The organism is Sideroxydans sp. (genome assembly GCF_054604835.1).
In genome coordinates this window covers 550,999-572,122 of record NZ_JBTSFG010000001.1, presented here as the reverse complement: position 1 = coordinate 572,122, position 21,124 = coordinate 550,999, and the positions used below count along the sequence as shown (strand labels likewise).

The following is a 21,124-nucleotide window of genomic DNA, read 5'->3' as shown; positions in this document are numbered from 1 at the left end:
TTCCCTCACTTGATCAATTCTTTAATCTTGCTTTGCAATTCCGTCATCGCGACACGCTGCTGCTCGCCACCGCGTAGCGGCTTGACGGTGACCGCATGCGCGGCCGCCTCATCGTCGCCGACGATCACCGCGCACACTGCGCCGCTACCGTCCGCTTTCTTCATCTGCGATTTGAAACTTCCGCCGCCGCAGTGCAACAGCACTCGCACGCCGCTGTCCCGCAACTGTTCTGCAGCTTGCCATGCGAGCAGCTGCGCCTGCTCGCCCTGATGCACCACATACACATCCAATGGTGCGGCAGGCGGCGTCATACCGTCTTCCTGCAACAACGCCAGCAAACGCTCCACGCCCATGGCGAAACCCATGGCCGGTGCCGGTTTGCCGCCGATCTGTTCGATCAATCCGTCGAAACGGCCGCCCGCGCAGATAGTGCCCTGCGCGCCCAGACGCGTGGTGACCCACTCGAACACGGTACGGTTGTAATAGTCCAAACCGCGCACCAGACGCGGATTGATCTCGAACGCGACTTCGTGTCGTTTCAGGATCGCCTGCACCGCCTCGAAATGCTGGATCGCCTCGTCTTCCAACTCATCCATCAACCTGGGCGCATTGCCCACCAGCTCCTGCATGGCCGGATTCTTGGTGTCGAGGATACGCAGCGGATTGCTGTACAGCCGACGCAGTGCATCGGCATCCAGCACATCCTTATGTCCCTCGAAATAGGCGATCAATTTGTCTCGGTGGCGCTGACGCGAAGCACTGTCACCCAGCGTGTTCAGCTGTAGGGTGACATCGCGGATGCCCAGCTTCTTCCACAGCCGCGCACACATGATGATCTGCTCGGCATCGATGTCCGGACCGCCGAAACCCATCGCCTCCACCCCGATCTGGTGGAACTGGCGGTAACGCCCCTTCTGCGGGCGCTCGTGGCGGAACATCTGACCGGCGTACCATAGACGCTGCGGCGCGTTATACAGCAAATTGTGCTGCAACACGGCGCGAACGCAGGAAGCGGTCCCTTCCGGGCGCAAGGTCAGCTGGTCGCCGTTCAGGCTATCCTCGAAGCTGTACATCTCCTTTTCGACGATGTCGGTGACTTCGCCGATGGCGCGCTTGAACAGCGCGGTCGGCTCCACCAGCGGCATGCGGATGTTGCGATAGCCATAGGCTTCCAGCCACTCGCGCACGGTGTCCTCGAACCACAGCCACAGCCCTGACTCGTCCGGCAGGATGTCGTTCATGCCTTTTACTGCTTGTAATGCATCACTCATTTCTTCTGGTACTTTCTTGCCACATATTCATTGACGATCCGGGTGAACTCTTCGGCGATGTTGTCGCCGCGCAGGGTCACCGTCTTCTCGCCGTCCACATAGACCGGTGCTGAGGGGGTTTCGCCAGTGCCCGGCAGGCTGATGCCGATGTTGGCCATCTTGCTCTCGCCCGGACCGTTCACGATGCAGCCCATCACCGCCACCGTCATCTCTTCCGTGCCACTGTATTGCTCGCGCCATACCGGCATCTGCGCGCGCAGATAATTCTGGATGTGCTGTGCCAGTTCCTGGAACACCGTGCTGGTGGTGCGGCCACAACCGGGGCAAGCCGTGACCATAGGCGTGAAAGAACGCAGGCCCATGGTCTGCAGGATCTCCTGCGCCACCACCACTTCTTCTGTGCGCGCGCCGCCCGGTGGCGGGGTCAACGACACACGGATGGTGTCGCCTATGCCCTGCTGCAGCAGTACAGACAGGGCGGCGGTGGATGCCACGATGCCCTTGGAACCCATGCCCGCCTCGGTCAAACCGAGATGTAGCGCATAATCGCAGCGCTGCGCCAACTCCTGATACACGGCGATCAGATCCTGCACCTCGCTCACCTTGCACGACAGCACGATGCGGTCGCGCGACAAGCCCAGTTCCTCGGCGCGTTGCGCGCTCTGAAGTGCGGAGACGATCAACGCCTCACGCGTCACCACACGCACATCCTTGGGCTCGGGCAACTTGGCGTTCTCATCCATCATGCGCACCACCAGATCCTGATCCAGGCTGCCCCAGTTGACACCGATGCGCACCGGCTTGTCATACTGCTTCGCCACCGCGATCATCATCGCGAACTGGTCCTCGCCCTTGCGATTCTTGCCGACGTTGCCGGGATTGATGCGGTATTTTGCCAGCGCCTTGGCGCATTCCGGATATTCGGTGAGCAGACGATGGCCGTTGTAATGGAAATCGCCGATTAACGGCACATTGCAGCCCAGCGCGTCCAGACGACGACGGATGTGCGGCACCGCTTCGGCCGCCTCAGAAGTGTTGACCGTGATACGCACCAGTTCCGAACCGGCGATCGCCAGTTCATGCACTTGCTTGGTAGTGCCGGTGATGTCAGCGGTATCGGTATTGGTCATCGACTGCACCACGATGGGAGCGCCACCACCGATGACGATGTCATCAACGCGCACCGCCTGCGTCGCGTGACGCAGATTGGAAGGATGCATCATGCGTTCTACTCCAGAACCAGCTTGGCGACGTTCGCCGGGTTGAATTTCGACAGATCGACTTGCTTGCCGTGGTAATACATGCGGATCGCGCCCGGTCTGGCGATGGTGACGTTGTACGGCGCGCGATGACCGCCGCCTATCCATTTTTCCTCACCTGCCTTGGTCACCCGCGACAACAATATCTCACCGTTCACATCGATGATCTCCATCCAGGCTTCTTCGAGGAACACGATATGGATCGGGCGCTTCATCAACAGCGCAAGTGGCACTTCAGATTTTGGGGGCGAGACTGGCGTTGCTGACTCGAGCGCTACTACCGCTGCGGGTTCCGACTTGCTCACTTGCTGCGGCGGGCTGGCAACGACCGGTTTTGGCGCTACCACTGGCTTTGCCGTTTCTACCGGTTTTGGTGCTACCACCGGTTTTGGTGCTTCCTCCACCTTGACCGGCTCAACCGGCTTTACGACAGGCACCGGCTTCGCGACCGGCAAAGGCTTGACTGCTTCGGGTTTCTTTTCAACTGGTTCCGGCTTATGCACTTCCACGACCTTCGTGGGCTCGGCCGCTTGTTCTACAACTGGCTGCTCAGGCTCCGCCTCGACTAGCGCTGCGGCACTGACAGCAGAAGCCGACTCCACTACGACCTCTTCGCTCACCTTGACCGGGACCGGCAGCGAGATGTTTGCTGGTTGCATCAGGATGAAACCAGCCAGCAGGATCGCGACTGCCAAAGCACCCAGCAGCAGATAACGGCTGCGTCGGCTCGCGTCGCCCGTGATCGGCAAGGGTGCCCCCCCTGCCTGAACGTCCGTCACATCGAAATGATGTTCGGTCTGCGTGTGGGTCGCTGCCAGCAACTTGGCCTCATCCATGCCCAGCACGCGCGCATAGCTGCGCACGAATCCGCGCAGGAAAGTCCCTTGCGGCAGATGCTCGGCATCATCATGCTCCAGCGCTTCGACTTGGCGCACACTGTACTTGACGCGCTCCGCGATCTCTTCCACAGACAAGCCGCGTGCTTCGCGCTCGGCGCGCAGGATCGCCCCGACTTTCAATGCAGACTGTTGCGCGTCCTGCCCGGCCGTCTCGTTCTGGATCTCTGTCATCACTCGCCCGCCTGCAGAAGTTGCGCTTCACGCGAATCCGGGAAACGCTTGCGCAATTGCAGCGCATAACTCGCCGCAGCATTTCGGTCCCCGGCCTTGCGCTCTACGCGCACCGCCAGCCACAGGTGCTCCGGCGTCAACGCCTCATACACTTGCATGAAACGCATCAAATGGACTTTGGCCATCGAATAGTCACCCCTGATGTAGTTCAATTCCGCCAGCCCGATCTGCGCTTCTGGCATACCCGCATGCAGGATCAACGCGCGCTCAAGATAGCTTTCCGCCGCGACCAGGTCGCCGGCCTTGATGGCGCACACCCCCGCATTGGCATATGCCATATCGGGGGTGTTGTAGAGCGGGTCTTTCAAAGCATCCAGGAACTTGGCGATCGACTCCTTGGGATGACCGCGCTGGCACAGGAACCAGCCGTAGTTGTTCAGCGCGGATGCACTGCGAGGATCGAGTTGCAAAGCACGGCGAAAATCCTTGTCCGCCAGCGCATCCTCGCGCAGCCTCATGCGCACCAGACCGCGCACATTGTAGGCAGGTGCATATTCATCATCAGCCTGCATGGCCGCACCCAATTCCTGCAAGGCGATGGAATACTGCTCCCGCTCGAAATAAGAGGCCGCCAGTTCGGTATGGATCTTGGCGCTGTTGCGCGCGCGCTCATCGGACACACCATTGCTGGCGCAGCCGACCAGCAAAAATGCCATGAGATAGACCATCCACTGTTTCATCGACTTGCCTCCATGATTCGTAGGGTTCGTTTCGATCTGTCCTGCACTTGTCCCGCTAGTTGTCCGCAGGCGGCCGCGATGTCGTCGCCACGCACCTTGCGGATGGTGGTGACGATGTTCGCCTGCATCAGGATGTCGCGAAAATGCTTCACCGTCTCCATGTCGGAACGGCGGTAAGGCGCTTGCGGGAAAGGATTGAACGGGATCAGATTGAACTTGCACGGCACATCGCGCACCAGCTCGATCAACTCGCGTGCATCCTGCGGCCTGTCGTTCACACCCGCCAGCATCACGTATTCGAACGTGACGAAATCGCGCGGGGCTTTTTCCAGATAGCGCAGGCAAGCCGCCATCAATTCCTGCAAAGGATATTTCTGGTTGATCGGCACCAGTTCGTTGCGCAGCGCATCGTTCGGCGCATGCAGCGAGATGGCCAGTGCCACCGCACACTCCTCGCGCAGTCGATCCATAGCCGGCACCACGCCCGAGGTGGAGACCGTCACGCGGCGGCGCGACAGGCCGTAGCAATGGTCGTCCAGCATCAGGCGCAAAGCGCTCACGGTGCTGTCGAAGTTCAGCAACGGCTCACCCATACCCATCATCACCACATTGGTGACCGGCCAGTTGCCGTCTTCATTCTTGCCCAATTCGTGGTTGGCCCACCACACCTGGCCGATGATCTCGGCGGTGGACAGATTACGGTTGAAACCCTGCTTGCCGGTGGAACAGAACGCACAATCCAGCGCGCAACCCGCCTGCGTCGAAACGCACAGCGTGCCCCTGCCCTCTTCCGGGATGAACACGGTCTCCACCGCGTTGCCGGTGCCCACATCCAGCAGCCATTTGCGCGTACCGTCGGAAGCGGTCTCTTCGCGCATCACCTTGGGCGTCTGGATACAGGCGAGTTGCTTCAGTTTGTCGCGAAGAGTGATCGCCAGATCGCTCATCGCGTCGAAATCGGACTCCCCGTTCTTGTAGATCCAGCGCAGCACCTGCTTGGCGCGGAACGGCTTTTCGCCGTGTTCCGCGAACCATGCGGTCATCGCAGCCGGTTCAAGATCGAGGAGGTTTTGCTTCATCAGCTGTCGCTTAGCGAGAGTAGACGTTCAGTGCCGGGAAGAAGTAAGCGATCTCGACGGCAGCTGTTTCAGCCGCGTCGGAACCGTGCACCGCATTCGCGTCGATGCTGTCGGCGAAATCGGCACGGATGGTGCCTTTGTCGGCCTTCTTCGGATCAGTTGCGCCCATCAGGTCACGGTTCTTGAGGATCGCGCCCTCGCCTTCCAGAACCTGGATCATCACCGGACCGGAGATCATGAAGCTCACCAGATCGTTGAAGAATGGACGTGCAGCGTGCACGGCATAGAAACCTTCCGCTTCGGCACGGGACAGTTGCACCATGCGCGCGGCGATGACCTTCAGGCCGGCACCTTCAAAACGGGAATAGATCTGACCGATGACGTTCTTGGCGACTGCATCGGGTTTGATGATAGAAAGGGTACGTTCAACAGCCATGCTTCTCTCCAAATGATTATTGTGAATCAGAAAATTCTGAGGGCGCGATTCTAGCAGGGTTTACCTGCAATGTCGCAGCGCGGACAGGGGAGAATAGCCCCAACCTGCCTGCCGACAGACCGCCGGGCAGGCAGGTTGCAGACTTACCAACTGATTAATTAAACAGCAGATCCGGCAGGAACAGGCTGATCTCGGGGATGTAGGTGACCAGCCCGAGGAAGGCCAGCAATACCAGCAGCCAAGGCAAGGCGGCATGGGTGACTTCCATGATGCTCATGCCGGTGATGCCGCTGGTGACGAACAGGTTCAACCCCACCGGCGGCGTGACCATGCCGATCTCCATGTTGACCACCATGATGATACCCAGATGGATGGGGTCGATGCCGAGCTGGGTGGCGATGGGGAAGAAGATGGGCGCAAGGATCAGGATGATACCGGTCGGTTCCATGAAGTTGCCCGCGATCAGCAGGATGACGTTGACTACCAACAGGAACATCCACGGCTCCATACCGAAGGCCACGATGTGTTCGGCGATGGTCTGCGGGATGCGTTCGGTGGTGAGCACGTGCGCGAACAGCATGGCGTTGGCGACGATGAACATCAGCATCACGGTGGTTCTGCTGGCGTCGACAAATACCTCGGGCAGGTCTTTGAACTTGAGGTCCTTGTAGATGAACACCGCCACGATCAAAGCATACACGGCCGACACCGCTGCCGCTTCGGTGGGCGTGAACACGCCGCCATAGATACCGCCCATGATGATGACCAGCAACGCCAGGCCCCACATGGAGTCGCGGAACTTGCCCAGCACTTCGCGCAGCGGTGCACGCGGCGTAGGGGCAATGTTCAGCTTGCGCACACGCCAATGCACCGCCATCGCCAGCATCAATCCCAACATCAGACCTGGAATAACACCCGCCATGAACATGCGCCCGACCGAGACTTCGGTCACGGCGGCATATACCACCATCACGATGGAAGGCGGGATGAGGATGCCGAGCGTGCCGGAGTTGCAGATCACCCCCGCCGCGAACGGCTGCGGGTAACCGCTGCGCACCATGCCGGCGATGACGATGGATCCCACCGCGACCACGGTAGCCGGGCTGGAACCGGACACGGCGGCGAACAGCATGCAGGCGAGGATGGAAGCGATGGCCAGACCGCCGCGCAGATGCCCCACTGCCGCGATGGCGAAATCCACCATGCGTCGCGCCACGCCGCCGGTGGACATCAGCGCACCGGCGAGAATGAAGAACGGGATGGCCAGCAGGGTGTAATGCTCGCTGGTCTCGTACAGCTTGATTGAAAGCGAAGCCAGCGAGTCGTTGGCGAAGAAAGCGATGGTCAGCAGGCTGGAAAGGCCGAGGCAGATGGCGACCGGCATGCCGATGGCCATGAAGAAGAACAGACAGGAGAACAGGAACAAGGTGTTCATTGTTTCTCCTCCTGTTTCAATTTAAGGGCTTCCGCCACTTCGTTGGCGAGTCGCAGGTGGTCGGACTTGCCGCTGATCAGGTTATACAGCACAGGCAGGAAACGCAAAGCCAGCAGGGTGAAACCGACAGGCAGGATGGCGCGCACCAGCCACATCTGCACCGGCAGGTCTTCCAGCTCGATGCCGACCTTTTTCATCTTCATCACATACTGGAACGAACCGTAGATCACCATGCCTGCGTACAACAGGCAGAGCAGCACGGCGATAGTGGATACGACGCGGCGCACTCGCGGCGTGAATATCTTGATCAATGCATCCACGCCGATATGTGCACCGACGCGCACGCCGTAGGAGATGCCGATGAAGATCATGAATGCGAACAGGATGGTGGTGAGCTCCTGCGCCCAGGTGAAGCCGGAATTGAACACATAACGCATGACCACCTGTGCAAAGGTGAGCAGCGTCATCGCCGCCAGCAGAATGGCGATCAGCCATTCGTCCAGTCGTTTCAATAACTTCATGCAGCCTCCCTGTGGCGCCCCCCGTGCATGGCGGGGGGCGTGCTCAATCCAGCAACATCACTTCGTGTTGGCAGCTACAGCAGCATCGATCAGATCCTTGCCGATATCACCCTCGAACTTCGCCCACACCGGCTTCATCGCCTCGCGCCATTGTTGGCGCTGCTTCTTGGTCAGCTTGACCAGTTTGGCCTTTTTGTCATCGATGACTTTCTGGCGAAAATTGGCATCTTCATCCAGCGCAACCTTGTTGCCGTAGGCGATCGATTCAGCCATGGCGACGCTCAATCCCTTCTTCACATCGTCCGGCAGGCCACTCCACCATTCATCGTTGGCGATCACCATGTAATCGAGCACGCCGTGGCCGCTCTCGGTGATGTACTTTTGCACCTCGTGGAATTTCTTGGTGTAGATGTTGGCCCATGGATTCTCTGCACCATCCACCACGCCGGATTGCAGCGCTTGGTACACCTCGGCGAAGGCGATCTTCTGAGGGTTGGCCCCGACCGCCTGGAACTGCGCCTCCAGCACCTCGGACGGCTGGATACGGAACTTCAGCCCCTTGGCATCCTCCGGCGTACGCAGGGGTTTGTTGGCGGAAAGATGCTTCATGCCGTTATGTATGTAGCCGAAGCCGACGATACCCTTGCCGGACATGGAGGTCAGCAACTCGCGTCCCTTGGCGCTGTTCTGGAAACGACCCACGGCGTCGATGTCATCGAACAGGAACGGCAGGTCGAATATCTGGACCTTCTTGGTGTACTTGCCGAACTTGGCCAGCGAAGGTGCGAGGATCTGCACGTCGCCCAGCAACAGCGCTTCCATCTCCTTGCCGTCGCCGAACAATTGACTGTTGGGGAACACCTGCACTTCGACCTTGCCCGGCAACAGCCGCTCGGCAACTTCCTTGAACTTCAGCGCGGCCTGCCCCTTGGGGGTGGTATCGGCGACAACATGACTGTACTTAATGACGATGGGGGCCGCTTGCGCGGAGAGGGACAGACTGAACAACAAGGCACTGCACAACACGCTCAATATTTTCATATTCTTCTCCCTGAAGAGTTGACTGGAACGGTGACGGCTTGCATCTGCAGCCGCATCATATGCCAATCATGCTTACGCCACCATTACAGATTGCTCCCCCTCCGCCGCACGGAACTCCGCTGCCACCGCCACACCGACCACACACGCCAGCTCATCGCCGCAATACAGCAAGGGCAGACGTTCGCGCTGCCAGGGTGGCACACCATGTTCCTGCAGCAGGTTCTTCATGCTGCGCCGTGCCGCGAGCGGCTGCGGGCGCAATGTCTCACCGCCGTTGCGCAATCTCAGACTCACCTGCCCTTGTGACAATCTGTCCCGGCTGATGCCCGATCCGACCGCCGCAGTGAAGTGCAGTTCACGCTGCAATGGCGGCCAGTACAGCGCCGCCTCTCCCTGCCAGTCCAGACGCAAAGCAGGATCGAATGACGACAACGCCCGCATCGCATGGATATGCCCGCGATATCTGCGTACCTGCCACTCGCCGAAATTCACACATACATCCGCATTGTCGCGTGCGCTGCGCAGTTGGCGCAGCATGTCATCCAGCTGCGCTTCCTGCGGCATCGGGGCGCCCTGCAAGTGCAGAAAATGGCGCAGCAGGTTCCTGCCGCGCGCGGGAGACAAGGCATCCAGTTTCGCCACCGCCAGCAACGGTTCACCCGCCCCGTCCGCCAGCGCGACCTCCTCCAGCATCCCGGCGGCCTCTGCGAAATGTTGCGCGCTGCGCCCCAGCGTATCGCGCCATGCCGGGAAGCGTTCCTCCAGCACAGGGAACAGGCGATGACGCAGGAAGTTGCGCGGATAAAGTTCGTCCGCGTTGCTCTCATCCTCCATCCATTGCAGGGCATGCTGTTGCGCATAGGCGAGCAATGTTGTCCGTCCGCATGCCAACAAGGGGCGCAGCAACAGCTGGCTGCCCTGCTCGCGCACCAACGGCATGGCGGAGACGCCGCGCAGACCGGCCCCGCGCAACAACTGCAGCATCAGCGTTTCCGCCTGATCGTCCGCATGGTGGGCCAGCGCGACGTAGCGGCAAGCGCTTTCGGCGAACGCGGCATGGCGCAGTTTGCGCGCCGATGCCTCGATGCCGTGCGTATCTTTCAGCGGCGCGATGTCGACATGTTTGATCTCAAGCTGAATGGCATAGCGCTCGCACAGTTCAGTGCAAAACCTTGCCCAGGCATCTGCATTGGGGCTGATGCCGTGATGGACATGCATGGCGGAAAGCGTGTAGCCCAGTTTTGGGGCGAGACGATGGAGAGCGTGCAGCAGCACGACCGAATCCATACCGCCGCTCAAGCCGAGCAGCAGCTTGCTGCCCGCAGGCAGCAGCGGCGCCAGCTGCGCCGCGATCCGGTCATCTAATTGATTCGAGTGGGGAGATTTGTGCGACATCGACGAACGTCGCGTCAGAGCAGATGAGCCTCCGTGACTACTGGAGCTCGATCTCCTTGAACTTGCCGTAGCCCATCAAACGCGTAAAGCGCGTCTGCAACAGATCGTTGGTGGATTTGCTCTGGGCCTGCTTGAGCGCATCGGCCAAGGCTTTTTTCACGCTGGCCATGGTCGCTTCGTAATCGCGGTGCGCACCGCCCAAAGGCTCGCTCACGATCTTGTCGACCAGACCGAGCGTCTTCAAACGGGTGGCTGTGATCGCCAATGTCTCGGCGGCTTCCTCCGCTTTGCTCGCGCTCTTCCACAGGATGGAGGCGCAGCCTTCCGGAGAGATCACGGAATAGGTCGCATATTGCAGCATCAGCAAGGCATCACCGACTGCCACTGCCAGCGCGCCACCGGAACCACCTTCGCCGATGATGGTGCAGATGATGGGCACACGCAGTTCGGCCATCACATACAGGTTGCGACCGATGGCTTCGGACTGGCCGCGCTCTTCCGCGCCGACGCCGGGATAAGCGCCCGGTGTGTCGATGAAAGTCATGATGGGGATGCCGAACTTCTCGGCCAGACGCATCAGGCGCATCGCTTTGCGATAGCCCTCGGGACGCGGCATGCCGAAATTGCGGTACTGGCGTTCCTTGGTGTCGCGGCCCTTTTGATGGCCGATGACCATCACACTCTGGCCGTTGAAACGCGCCAGACCGCCGACGATGGCAGCATCGTCAGCGTACACACGGTCGCCGTGCAGTTCTTCGAAATCGGTGAACAGATGCTCTACGTAATCCAGCGTATAAGGGCGCTGCGGATGGCGCGAGACCTGCGAGATCTGCCAGGGGGTGAGCTTGGCGTAGATATCCTTGGTCAGGCTCTGGCTCTTCTTTTGCAGGCGGCTGATCTCGTCGGAGATATCCAGCGCGGAATCGTCCTGCACGTAGCGCAGTTGTTCGATCTTGTTCTCCAGATCGGAGACCGGTTGTTCGAAATCCAGGAAGGTCAGTTTCATGGTAGCTATCTCAAGGGTTCATTCACGGGCGGCATGATACAACAAGCAGTGCGGCAAACCGAACGGGTTTGCTCGCCTCAACACGGGAAATCTTTTTTATCAATACCTTACTTTCCGAGCGAGAAGAAGCGCCGGATCGTGGCCAGTATCTCGCTGCTGCTTTGCGTGATGCTCGGGTGGCTGGCAACCGCATCGATATCCTGCTTGGCGCTATTGAGTTCCGCCGTGCGTACGGCCAGCATGTGCGACACCTCCTCCGCGATGGTGGGGCGTGCACGCAATATCTCCTCGAACGCCTCCTTGTCCAGCCGGTAACATTCGACATCGCTCAGTGCCATCACCGACGCACGGCGCGGCGCGCCGGTCAGCAAAGCCATCTCGCCGAAGAAGTCGCCTTTGTGCAGGATGTTGAGCGTGCGGCGTTCGCCGTTCTCCGCTTCGAGGTACACCTCAGCCTCACCGCGAATGAGGATGTAGAGGCCGTGCGACTGCTGATCTCCTTGCCGTGTGATCAGATTCCCTCTTGCGAAAGGTGCAAAACGCAACTGCTCGGCCAGCCACTTCAACTCCTCCTCGGTCATGGAGGAGAACAGGTCGATACGGTGCAAGGTCTTCAGGCGTAGCGTCACCTCATGCTGATGCTGTGCATCCTCGTATTTATCGTTCTCCTTGGTCAGGTGGATGTGGCGCTCGTCCACTGCCAGCTTCAGACCGGCGCGCTGCAAAGAAGTCATGATGTGCCAACGAATCAGGGCGTCGGTCGGATCGTCCGGCATCAGGTCGGTCAACCAGTAACGCATGGCATAACGCGCATAGCCTTTATCGTCCATATCCATCAACACACAGTTGGGAGCCGGATCGGTAGCCACATTCGGAATACTGGTCTGCCGGATAGCATCTTCCACCACACGTATCACCCGGGGGGCGGGTGCTTCCAGCGACACGTTGAACCACACCCAGCGCCGCCATTGCACCGGCTGGTCGGTACGGCGGCCCAGCACCATGAACTTGTTCTTCATCAACTGTGAATTGGGGAACACCACCGTTTCCCAGTTGCGCGTCTCTACCAGCGTGGAGCGCCAGCGGATGTCCACCACTCTACCGGCGAGATCGTCCACCTTGATCCAGTCGCCCACCTCGATGGAATTGTCGAGCTGCAGGGCAAGACCGCCGAGGATGTTGCCCAAGGTGTCCTGCATCGCGAACGCGATCACCGCCGTGATCACCGCAGACGTCGCGACGATGCTGCCCAGATCCAGCCCGGCATAACGCAACCGCACCATGAACCACGCGACATAGGCGATGATGACGAAGATATCTTCCGTGATACGCGGCGGATTGAGCTTGATACCCGGGAGGATCAGTCGGAACACCACCAACCCCCACAAGCGGATCACCGCCACACCGGCACCGATCACCGCAACCTCGTGCAGGATGTCTGCCCCGCGCGCGATTCCGAGCGCATGCAGAACACCCGCGATGAACAAGCCAAACACGCAGACGAAATAGAAGATGACGGTATTGAAGATACTGGGGCGTTCTTCGCGCAGGAAATAATGCAACAGGAAGAACAGCCCGATCACCATCACCAGCAGTGGAAAAGATTCCGCCCCCCAGAAGACAGCCGTCACATCTCGCCAGAAACTCATGCTTGCACCCTTTGTGGTTTTGCGAGGATTCTACACAGAATAGGTCACCAGTGGCTGGCGGCGACGCCACACTTTCCAGCGATCGATGGCCTTCATCTCGAAACGATGCACAGCCCCTGCAGCGGGCACTTCCAGCGTAAGCGAACGCAACTTCCCGTCAAGCAATGCCTGCCAGACGACTTGCAACAGATCGCGCTGCATCACGATCAGTTCCTCGCGCCAACGGTAAAGGTCATGTTGCCGCAAAGGTGCCTGCAGAGCGGTCGCCAGCCAGGCACCCAGTTTTGCATCGCTTGCCAGCATGGCTGGCAAACTTTCGAAGCGGCGTATCCCGGCGGCGCGCGCAAAAATCGCCAAGGGCTCGTCACCGCCTGCCGCGTCCAAGGTCGTGCCTATCTTGGCGGGGCGACCGCCTCCCCATAGCCACAGGCTGCTGACCGGCGGCAGCCCCGCTGCCAAACGTTTCTGGTTCAGGGCGTGTCCGTGCAACAGCATCTGTATCTCATTGCCCAACGCGCGCCAGCGCACGGCATCCCTGCCCTGCGGCATCATCTCGCGCGCGTCTCCCCAGGCGGCACTGCCCAGAGAGGGCATCGTCACGTCACCGACTTCGGCCACCCGCAGATACCAGCGCTGCGGGTGCGGCGCGTGGAAACTGATGCCGTCCGATGCAAAATGCGCATTCAATAGTTCGCAAAATGCGAACGCCTCTTCGGCCGTGCAGACCACATCCGGCCGCACCATCACTTGTGCAGGCTGCCGTTGCAGTTCGACCGGATCGGCACACATCCACTCGAAACCAGCCACTTCCAGACCGTCTCCCGCAGCACGCAAAGGCGCGGCACTGGCAACACCGAACAGCTCGCACAAGCGTGCTTCGGTCGCGCTTGCCGGCAGCTTTGCATGCACGGCACGCGCCAGCATCTTCTCGAGCAAGGCGAGTTCTGCTTGCGTAGCGGGCGCGATCTCGCGCGCCAGGATGAGGTCGGAGATGATGAGATGAAGATGTTCCATGGCCGCGAGTTTAGCACTCGCCAGCTTGCGCCTTGTGGCACACTAACGCCCGTAAAAAACACGGGAATCGCCTTGCAACCCTTTGAACTTTTCGTCGGTCTGCGCTACACACGCGCCAAGCGCCGCAACCACTTCATCTCTTTCATCTCGCTGATCTCCATGCTGGGCATCGGCTTGGGCGTGATGGCCCTGATCGTGGTGCTGTCGGTGATGAACGGCTTCCAGAAAGAGATACGCGCGCGCATCCTCGGCATCACCCCTCACCTGCAAGTGATCGGCAGTGAAGGCATAGCGGATTGGCAGCGCACGCTGGATACCGTCACTACCCATCCCGGCGTGCGCGCCGCCGCACCCTATGCCACCGGTCAGGGCATGCTGTCGCAGGGGGAGCGCGTGCAGGGCGTGATGGTGCGCGGCATCCTGCCCGCCGCCGAACAGGCGCTGATCGCGCTCGGCGACAAAATGAAGCACGGCACGCTGGATAGCCTGCAGCCGGGCGAATACAACATCGTACTCGGCGTCGATCTGGCAAGATCCCTGGGCGCAAGCGTCGGCGACCCGCTGCTGTTGATCACGCCGCAAGGTCAGTTCACGCCGGCCGGCATGCTGCCACGACTGAAGCAATTCAAAGTGAGCGGTATCTTCGAGATCGGCATGTCACCTTACGACAATGCGCTGGCTCTGGTTCATCTGCACGACGCGCAGAAGCTGTACCGCATGGGGGAATCAGTGAGCGGCATCAGCGGCAGCGTCGACGACCTCGACCAGGCCCCGCAGATCGCCCGTACGCTGGAAGCAAAGATTCCGGTCGACCTGTGGACCACCGACTGGACACGACAGAACGCCAGCTATTTCGCCGTGGTGGCGATGGAGAAGAAGATGATGTTCATCATCCTGTCGCTGATCGTGCTGGTCGCCGCTTTCAACATCGTCTCCACGCTGGTGATGGCCGTCACCGACAAGCAGGCCGACATCGCCATCCTGCGCACACTGGGTGCCTCGCCCCGCAGCATCATGCTGATCTTCATGGTACAGGGCGTGCTGATCGGACTCATCGGCCTGACCATAGGCGTGATCGGCGGCGTAGTGCTGGCGCTCAACATCAGCACCCTCGTACCTTTCATCGAGAATCTGTTCGGCGTGCAGTTCCTGGCCAAGGAGTTCTATTACATCAGCGAGCTGCCTTCCGATCTGCGCCAAGCCGATGTGCTGATCGTCGCCGGCATGTCGTTCCTGATCAGCGTGCTCGCCACACTGTATCCAAGCTGGCGCGCTTCCAAGGTGCAACCGGCGGAGGCATTGCGCTATGAGTAAACAGGATTCGGAAATGGTCATCACCTGCCGTGACCTGAAAAAGACCTACGCGCAAGGCGACCTCAGCGTCAGCGTGCTGAACGGTGTGAACCTCGATCTGACACGCGGCGAGAGCCTCGCCATCGTCGGCGCTTCGGGTTCCGGCAAGAGTACATTGCTGCACCTGTTGGGCGGGCTGGACAGCATCAGTGGCGGCAGTGTCAGCATCCTGGGGCAGGATGTCGCGAAGATGAACGAGAACCAGCGCGGTGAACTGCGCAACCGTTCGCTGGGTTTCATCTACCAGTTCCACCATCTGCTGCCGGAGTTCACGGCCGTGGAGAATGTCGCCATGCCGCTGCTGATACGCGGCATGAAACCCGCAGAAGCACATCCGCAGGCGATAGCCATGCTGGAGCAAGTGGGACTGGCACACCGTCTGCGCCATCTGCCCACCGAACTTTCCGGCGGCGAACGTCAGCGCGTCGCCGTGGCCCGTGCACTGGTCACCCGCCCTGCCTGCGTGCTGGCCGACGAGCCCACCGGCAATCTGGATCGCAGCAGCGCATACGCCTTGTTCAAACTGATGCAGGAACTGAATGCGCAATTGCAGACCAGTTTCATCATCGTGACCCACGATCTGGATCTGGCCGGCAAGATGCAGCGAAGCTTGCGCTTGGTGGACGGCGTCTTGACGTCCGATTGAAGCTATAGATTCGCCTTATATTCCATACGCCGCAGTGGTTTTTGATACCCGCAAAAACACCGCTTCGAATCCAGTCTCAATATCCTTCAGTGCGGCGCTTGGCACGCTGATGCCATTTCCATTGCACGGCCAGCCGCCAGGAAAAACGCACTGCAAAATACCCGGTGACCGCCAGAACTGCTGCAAGGATAGGCAAGCCGATCAGCAGCGGCTCGCCCAAGGTCAGCAGCCACTGCCACATCAGCTCGAATCCGTCTTGCCAACTCAGTTCCGGGAAGTCCGCAACCGGGCTCTGTGCCGATGCGCCCGAAACCAGCAAGCCGATGCGGTGTGCCAACAGATAGAGCGGAACGATGGTGAAAGGGTTGGTGTACAGGGTCGTCGCCAGCGCCACCGGCAGATTGACGCGCAACCACATCGCCAGCAACGCTGCCGTCGGCATCTGGAAAGGCCCGGGGATCAGGCCGCAGAACAGGCCGAGCGCCACCCCGCCCGCCACAGAATGGCGATTCAAATGCCAAAGGTTCGGGTGATGCAGCCAGTGCCGGACCGGCTTCAGCCAGCGGTTCTGCAACACCCCGTCACGCCCCGGCAGTCGTTCACGAAAGAATTTGCGCATGACGGGATTCTAATGCTCGGTTAGGCTAGCCGTATGGTTTCCTTTGCACTCAGCTTCGCGTTCGGTGTCTGGTTCCTGCAACAGATGGAGACGCTGCCGACGCTGCCGTTCTACTGGCCACTGGCACTGCTGTGCCTGCTGTTGCCGCGCACACTGCCGCCTCTGTTGCGACAGACACTGTTGCTGTCGTGTGCCGCCCTGCTCGGCTTCTGCCATGCCGCATTCATCGCACAAACCCATCTGGCCGACAGCCTGCCGGACGAGTGGCAGGGACGCAATATCTCGCTGACCGGCGTCGTGGCCGAGATGCCGCGCCAACATGAGCGCGGCCTGCGTTTCGCATTCGATGTTGAAACCGTAGAGACAGATAGCGCAACGGTCCCGCGCCGTATCCTGCTCTCCACCTACCGTGCCGGTGACCAGCCCGCACCGGACATCCACGCCGGGGAACGCTGGCGTTTCACCGTTCGCTTGAAGCATCCCCATTCGACACGCAACCCCTACACCTCCGATTTCGAGGCATGGGCACTGGAACGCAACATCCGCGCCACAGGCTATGTCTATAACAAAGTCGCAGCGCAGAGACTGGATGCCACCGTCTTCAGACCGGCTTACCTGATAGAGCGGTTGCGCGAAACGTTACGCGAGCGCTTCCACGAGACTTTGCCGGATACACCGTATGCCGGGATACTGGTGGCGCTCTCCATCGGCGACCAGGCCAGCATCTCGCAGGACGAATGGCGCTTGTTCACCCGCACCGGCGTCAATCATCTGATGTCCATCTCCGGCCTGCACATCACCATGCTGGCCGGCATGTTCTTCGGGTTGACCTACTGGTTATGGCGTCGCAGTTCACGGTTGACGCTGCGACTGCCCGCGCGCAAGGCGGCGGCACTGGTCGGTGTCACGGTAGCGCTGGCATACAGTCTGATCTCCGGCTTCGAGATCCCCGCCCAGCGCACTTTCTATATGTTGTCCACCTTTGCCGGCATGCTGCTTATGTCACGCAATGTCGCCCCCAGCCAGATGTTGGCTGCCGCGTTGCTGGTCGTGCTGTCACTCGACCCTTGGGCGGTATTGGCGCCAGGTTTCTGGCTGTCGTTCGGCGCGGTCGCGCTGATCTTCTACGTCTCCGCCAACCGGCTCGGCAGGCCGCATTGGCTGGTGGAATATGGCAAGGTGCAATGGGCGATGAGCATCGGTCTGATCCCGCCGTTGCTCGCCCTGTTCCAGCAACTCTCGCTGGTCTCGCCGTTGGCGAACGCCTTTGCCATCCCGCTGGTCAGCCTGCTGGTGGTGCCGCTCACCCTGCTCGGTACCCTGCCGGGTTTTGCATGGTCGCTGCAACTTGCCCACCATGTGCTCGCGTTCTGCATGACACTGTTAGGCCTGCTGGATGGTCTGCCCGTGAGCGTCTGGATACAGCATGCGCCACCGGAATGGGCGATTGCAGCGGGGATATTGGGCGCACTCTGGATACTGGCGCCGCGCGGATTCCCGCTGCGCGCATTCGGCGTCATCCTGCTGTTGCCGATGTTCCTCATCCGGCCGGCGACACCCGCCCACGATTCGGCACGCATCCGGGTATTCGATGTCGGACAAGGATTGGCTGTCGCCGTGCAGACGCAGCATCATGCCCTGTTGTTCGACACCGGCCCCGACTATGCGGGCGATGCGGACAGCGGCAACCGCATCCTGGTGCCCGCCTTGCGCGGATCGGGTGTGGATAGTCTGGATACCCTGATATTGAGCCATGGCGACATCGACCATATCGGCGGCACGGATTCCGTACTGCAAGCCATACCGACCGACCTCATCCTGACTTCCATCGATACAAACGACAGGCGACTGGTGGGCATGCCGAATATCCGTTCTTGTCGGGACGGCATGCAGTGGGATTGGGACGGCGTGAATTTCGAGGTGCTGCACCCGCCCGCAACGACTGCCGCCAAACGGCACGATAACGAGCAAAGCTGTGTATTACGCATCAGCGCGGGTGAACACCATATCCTGCTCACTGCAGATATCGAGACGGCATCTGAGGCGAGACTGTTGCAACTACACCCGGACAAGCTGCCAGCCGATCTGCTGGTCGCCCCGCATCATGGCAGCAGAAGCTCATCCAGCCCGGCCTTTGTGGCAGCCGTAGACCCACAGCACGTTATCTTCACCGCCGGCTACCGCAATCGCTTCCACCATCCCCACCCCGAGGTCGTCCGCCGCTATATGAAACAAGGCAGTCATATCCTGCGTTCAGACCGCGATGGCGCGATCACCATCGATCTGGATACGTCCGGAATCAAGCTGGGCGCCTATCGCCACAGCCACCGTCGTTACTGGTCGCCAGTCCCTGAAAATTAAGTCCCCAAGTCATACACCGCCCGAATCGGCGCGCGTATAATTATCACCATTGACCAACCTCCCAAGGAAACATCGTGCCTCTTTCAACGCGCGTTCAAGCTATCAAGCCCTCCCCCACCCTTGCAGTAACCGCCCGTGCAGCAAAACTGAAAGCAGAAGGAAAAGACATCATCGGACTGGGCGCAGGCGAACCGGATTTCGATACCCCGCAACACATCAAGGACGCCGCCATCGCGGCGATCAACAAAGGCTTCACCAAATACACGCCGGTCGGTGGAACTGCATCATTGAAGCAGGCCATCATCGCCAAGTTCAAACGCGACAACGGACTGGACTACACCGCAAAGCAGATCCTGGTTTCCTGCGGCGGCAAACAAAGCTTCTTCAACCTCGCGCTGGCGACCATCGATCCCGGCGACGAAGTCATCATTCCGGCACCTTATTGGGTGTCCTATCCGGATATCGTGATCATTGCCGAAGGCAAGCCGGTGATCGTACAAGCCGGTATCGAGCAGGGCTTTAAATTGACGCCCGCACAACTCGAAGCAGCGATCACCAGCAAGACCAAAATGGTCGTCATCAACAGTCCGAGTAATCCATCTGGCGGCGTCTATTCACTGGATGATCTGAAAGCGTTGGGAGAAGTACTGCGCAAGCATCCGAATATTCTCATCGCCACCGACGACATGTATGAACACATCGCGCTGACGGACGAGAAGTTCTGCAACATCCTCAATGCCTGCCCCGACCTGTATCCGCGCACCATGGTGCTCAACGGCGTGTCCAAGGCTTACGCGATGACCGGCTGGCGCATCGGCTATGCGGCCGGCCCGGAGAACATCATCACCGCGATGGAGAACGTGCAATCGCAAAGCACTTCCAACCCGACCTCGATCTCGCAGGTTGCTGCGGAAGCGGCCTTGAACGGTGATCAGGGCTGTATCACCCCCATGCTGAAAGCGTTCCGCGAGCGCCACGAGTTCGTGGTGAGCGAACTGAACAAGATCCCGGGACTGAGCTGCATTAAGGCCGGCGGCGCTTTCTATGCCTTCCCCGATGCGCGTGTCGCCATTGCATCACTGCATCAAAAAGGCACCATTAAGGAAGCGACGGACATCGCTTTTTCAGAATACCTGCTGGTGGAAGCCGGTGTTGCCGTCGTGCCAGGTTCGGCTTTCGGTAGCGAAGGGTACGTACGTCTCTCATTCGCGACTTCGATGGAAAACCTGCAGAAAGCACTGGAGCGCATGGCAAAGGCTCTGGCTTGAACATGGTGACCGAGCAACTGGAAGCGATCGCCACAGAGGTCGATGCTGCACTCAACTCCGGCCAGTTCGAACTGCCAACATTTCCAGATATCGCCGTTAGGATCCGCGACCTGATCGATGACCCGAACGTATCGGCAGACCAACTGGTCAATCTATTGACTGCCGATCCGGTCATCGCCGCCCACATCATCAAAGCTGCCAACAGTGCGGCAGCATCCGGTGGCGGTGCGCGCGTTGAGACAGTTCGTGCAGCGATCTCGCGTCTCGGCTACCGCATGCTGCGCAATCTGGTGATCACAGTGACGGTGAGCAAGTTATTCAAGGCTGGTAGTCCGATCATTGACCGTAAATTGAAACAGCTGTGGGAACGCAGCCGCATCGTGGCCGCCAGCAGCTTTGTCATCGCCTTGCATCAACGCCATTTGAAGCCGGAACAAGCCATGCTGGCCGGCATGATCCACAATCTTGGTGCCTTGCCCCTGTGCATCTATGCAGACCGCCATCATCCGCGACTAGATGCGGATGCATTGGAAGTGCTGTTGCGTCGTTTCGGCACGCGAGTAGGGATCAAGCTGTTGGATAACTGGCATTTCCCGCAGGAGATGGTGGAAGTGGTCGCCGGTTACGAGAACCTGCAGCGCCAGAACGAGAGTGGTTTGTCTGATTACACGGATGTAGTGACGGTTGCCAACTTACAATCTGCAGGCTCTTCCAAGTTCGTGGCTTGGCAGAACGTATCAGCGGCAGGAAGATTGGGATGCGCTCCCGAAAGCTGCTTCAGCTTCAATGAAGATCACGCAGACCAACTGAACATCGCGTTCGAGATGCTGGGCCTGCCGACCAGAGCGGTCACACAAGCGCCGCCCCCGAAACCTGCGCCGATCAGCTCCGTACCGACAAAGCCACAGCAACCCGAAACATCCGGGTTGATGGGCATCCTGAGCAGGATCTTCAAATAAGC

Annotated in this window: 19 protein-coding genes; 5 read left to right on the top strand and 14 right to left on the bottom strand. The window is 59.8% G+C overall.

All coding sequences use genetic code 11. The features are described 5' to 3' along the window. Positions 1-5: 5 nt before the first annotated feature. From hisS to ACYCZ5_RS02670, 13 genes are all read right to left on the bottom strand, one after another. Positions 6-1,271 carry a histidine--tRNA ligase gene (hisS, locus tag ACYCZ5_RS02730; RefSeq protein ID WP_461543227.1) on the bottom strand — a complete coding sequence of 422 codons (1,266 nt, stop codon included), beginning with the start codon at positions 1,269-1,271 and terminating at the stop codon, positions 6-8. Further along, complete coding sequence (gene ispG, locus ACYCZ5_RS02725) at positions 1,268-2,491, bottom strand: flavodoxin-dependent (E)-4-hydroxy-3-methylbut-2-enyl-diphosphate synthase (RefSeq protein WP_461543360.1); 1,224 nt, start codon at positions 2,489-2,491, stop codon at positions 1,268-1,270. Before ispG ends, hisS begins: the two co-directional genes overlap by 4 nt. A gap of 8 nt (positions 2,492-2,499) precedes the next feature. Beyond that, complete coding sequence (locus ACYCZ5_RS02720) at positions 2,500-3,600, bottom strand: RodZ domain-containing protein (RefSeq protein WP_461543359.1); 1,101 nt, start codon at positions 3,598-3,600, stop codon at positions 2,500-2,502. Further along, a complete protein-coding gene (gene pilW, locus ACYCZ5_RS02715) occupies positions 3,600-4,340 on the bottom strand; it encodes a type IV pilus biogenesis/stability protein PilW (protein WP_461543226.1) in 741 nt (246 codons plus the stop codon). Before pilW ends, ACYCZ5_RS02720 begins: the two co-directional genes overlap by 1 nt. Further along, a complete protein-coding gene (gene rlmN, locus ACYCZ5_RS02710) occupies positions 4,337-5,419 on the bottom strand; it encodes a dual-specificity RNA methyltransferase RlmN (protein ID WP_461543225.1) in 1,083 nt (360 codons plus the stop codon). Before rlmN ends, pilW begins: the two co-directional genes overlap by 4 nt. Before the next feature lie 10 nt (positions 5,420-5,429). Continuing rightward, positions 5,430-5,855 carry a nucleoside-diphosphate kinase gene (gene ndk / locus ACYCZ5_RS02705; protein WP_461543224.1) on the bottom strand — a complete coding sequence of 142 codons (426 nt, stop codon included), beginning with the start codon at positions 5,853-5,855 and terminating at the stop codon, positions 5,430-5,432. Positions 5,856-6,009: 154 nt separating this feature from the next. Beyond that, a complete protein-coding gene (locus ACYCZ5_RS02700) occupies positions 6,010-7,290 on the bottom strand; it encodes a TRAP transporter large permease (RefSeq protein ID WP_461543223.1) in 1,281 nt (426 codons plus the stop codon). Beyond that, entirely contained in the window at positions 7,287-7,811 is a 525-nt protein-coding gene (locus ACYCZ5_RS02695) for a TRAP transporter small permease (protein ID WP_461543222.1), read from the bottom strand. Before ACYCZ5_RS02695 ends, ACYCZ5_RS02700 begins: the two co-directional genes overlap by 4 nt. Before the next feature lie 57 nt (positions 7,812-7,868). Beyond that, a complete protein-coding gene (locus ACYCZ5_RS02690) occupies positions 7,869-8,852 on the bottom strand; it encodes a TRAP transporter substrate-binding protein (protein WP_461543221.1) in 984 nt (327 codons plus the stop codon). A 72-nt stretch (positions 8,853-8,924) separates the two neighbouring features. Continuing rightward, entirely contained in the window at positions 8,925-10,247 is a 1,323-nt protein-coding gene (gene tilS / locus ACYCZ5_RS02685; protein WP_461543220.1) for a tRNA lysidine(34) synthetase TilS, read from the bottom strand. 37 nt (positions 10,248-10,284) lie between these two features. After that, entirely contained in the window at positions 10,285-11,253 is a 969-nt protein-coding gene (locus ACYCZ5_RS02680) for an acetyl-CoA carboxylase carboxyltransferase subunit alpha (protein ID WP_461543219.1), read from the bottom strand. A 107-nt stretch (positions 11,254-11,360) separates the two neighbouring features. After that, on the bottom strand, positions 11,361-12,902 hold the full coding sequence (locus tag ACYCZ5_RS02675) for a cyclic nucleotide-binding domain-containing protein (protein WP_461543218.1): 1,542 nt from the start codon (positions 12,900-12,902) through the stop codon (positions 11,361-11,363). A 30-nt stretch (positions 12,903-12,932) separates the two neighbouring features. After that, complete coding sequence (locus tag ACYCZ5_RS02670) at positions 12,933-13,916, bottom strand: hypothetical protein (RefSeq protein WP_461543217.1); 984 nt, start codon at positions 13,914-13,916, stop codon at positions 12,933-12,935. A 72-nt stretch (positions 13,917-13,988) separates the two neighbouring features. On the opposite strand from ACYCZ5_RS02670, the gene ACYCZ5_RS02665 reads away from it, so the two are divergent. After that, positions 13,989-15,230, top strand: a complete 1,242-nt coding sequence (locus tag ACYCZ5_RS02665; RefSeq protein WP_461543216.1) for a lipoprotein-releasing ABC transporter permease subunit — start codon at positions 13,989-13,991, stop codon at positions 15,228-15,230. Further along, positions 15,223-15,915, top strand: a complete 693-nt coding sequence (gene lolD / locus ACYCZ5_RS02660; protein WP_461543215.1) for a lipoprotein-releasing ABC transporter ATP-binding protein LolD — start codon at positions 15,223-15,225, stop codon at positions 15,913-15,915. Before ACYCZ5_RS02665 ends, lolD begins: the two co-directional genes overlap by 8 nt. A gap of 76 nt (positions 15,916-15,991) precedes the next feature. On the opposite strand, the gene ACYCZ5_RS02655 is transcribed toward lolD, so the two are convergent. Further along, positions 15,992-16,534: a DUF2062 domain-containing protein gene (locus tag ACYCZ5_RS02655; protein WP_461543214.1), complete on the bottom strand. Its 543-nt coding sequence runs from the start codon at positions 16,532-16,534 to the stop codon at positions 15,992-15,994. 33 nt (positions 16,535-16,567) lie between these two features. On the opposite strand from ACYCZ5_RS02655, the gene ACYCZ5_RS02650 reads away from it, so the two are divergent. The 3 genes from ACYCZ5_RS02650 (at position 16,568) to ACYCZ5_RS02640 (ending at position 21,122) form a co-directional block, all read left to right on the top strand. Next, positions 16,568-18,895, top strand: a complete 2,328-nt coding sequence (locus ACYCZ5_RS02650) for a DNA internalization-related competence protein ComEC/Rec2 (RefSeq protein WP_461543213.1) — start codon at positions 16,568-16,570, stop codon at positions 18,893-18,895. A 74-nt stretch (positions 18,896-18,969) separates the two neighbouring features. After that, entirely contained in the window at positions 18,970-20,163 is a 1,194-nt protein-coding gene (locus ACYCZ5_RS02645; RefSeq protein WP_461543212.1) for a pyridoxal phosphate-dependent aminotransferase, read from the top strand. A gap of 2 nt (positions 20,164-20,165) precedes the next feature. Next, on the top strand, positions 20,166-21,122 hold the full coding sequence (locus ACYCZ5_RS02640; protein ID WP_461543358.1) for an HDOD domain-containing protein: 957 nt from the start codon (positions 20,166-20,168) through the stop codon (positions 21,120-21,122). Positions 21,123-21,124: the final 2 nt, after the last annotated feature.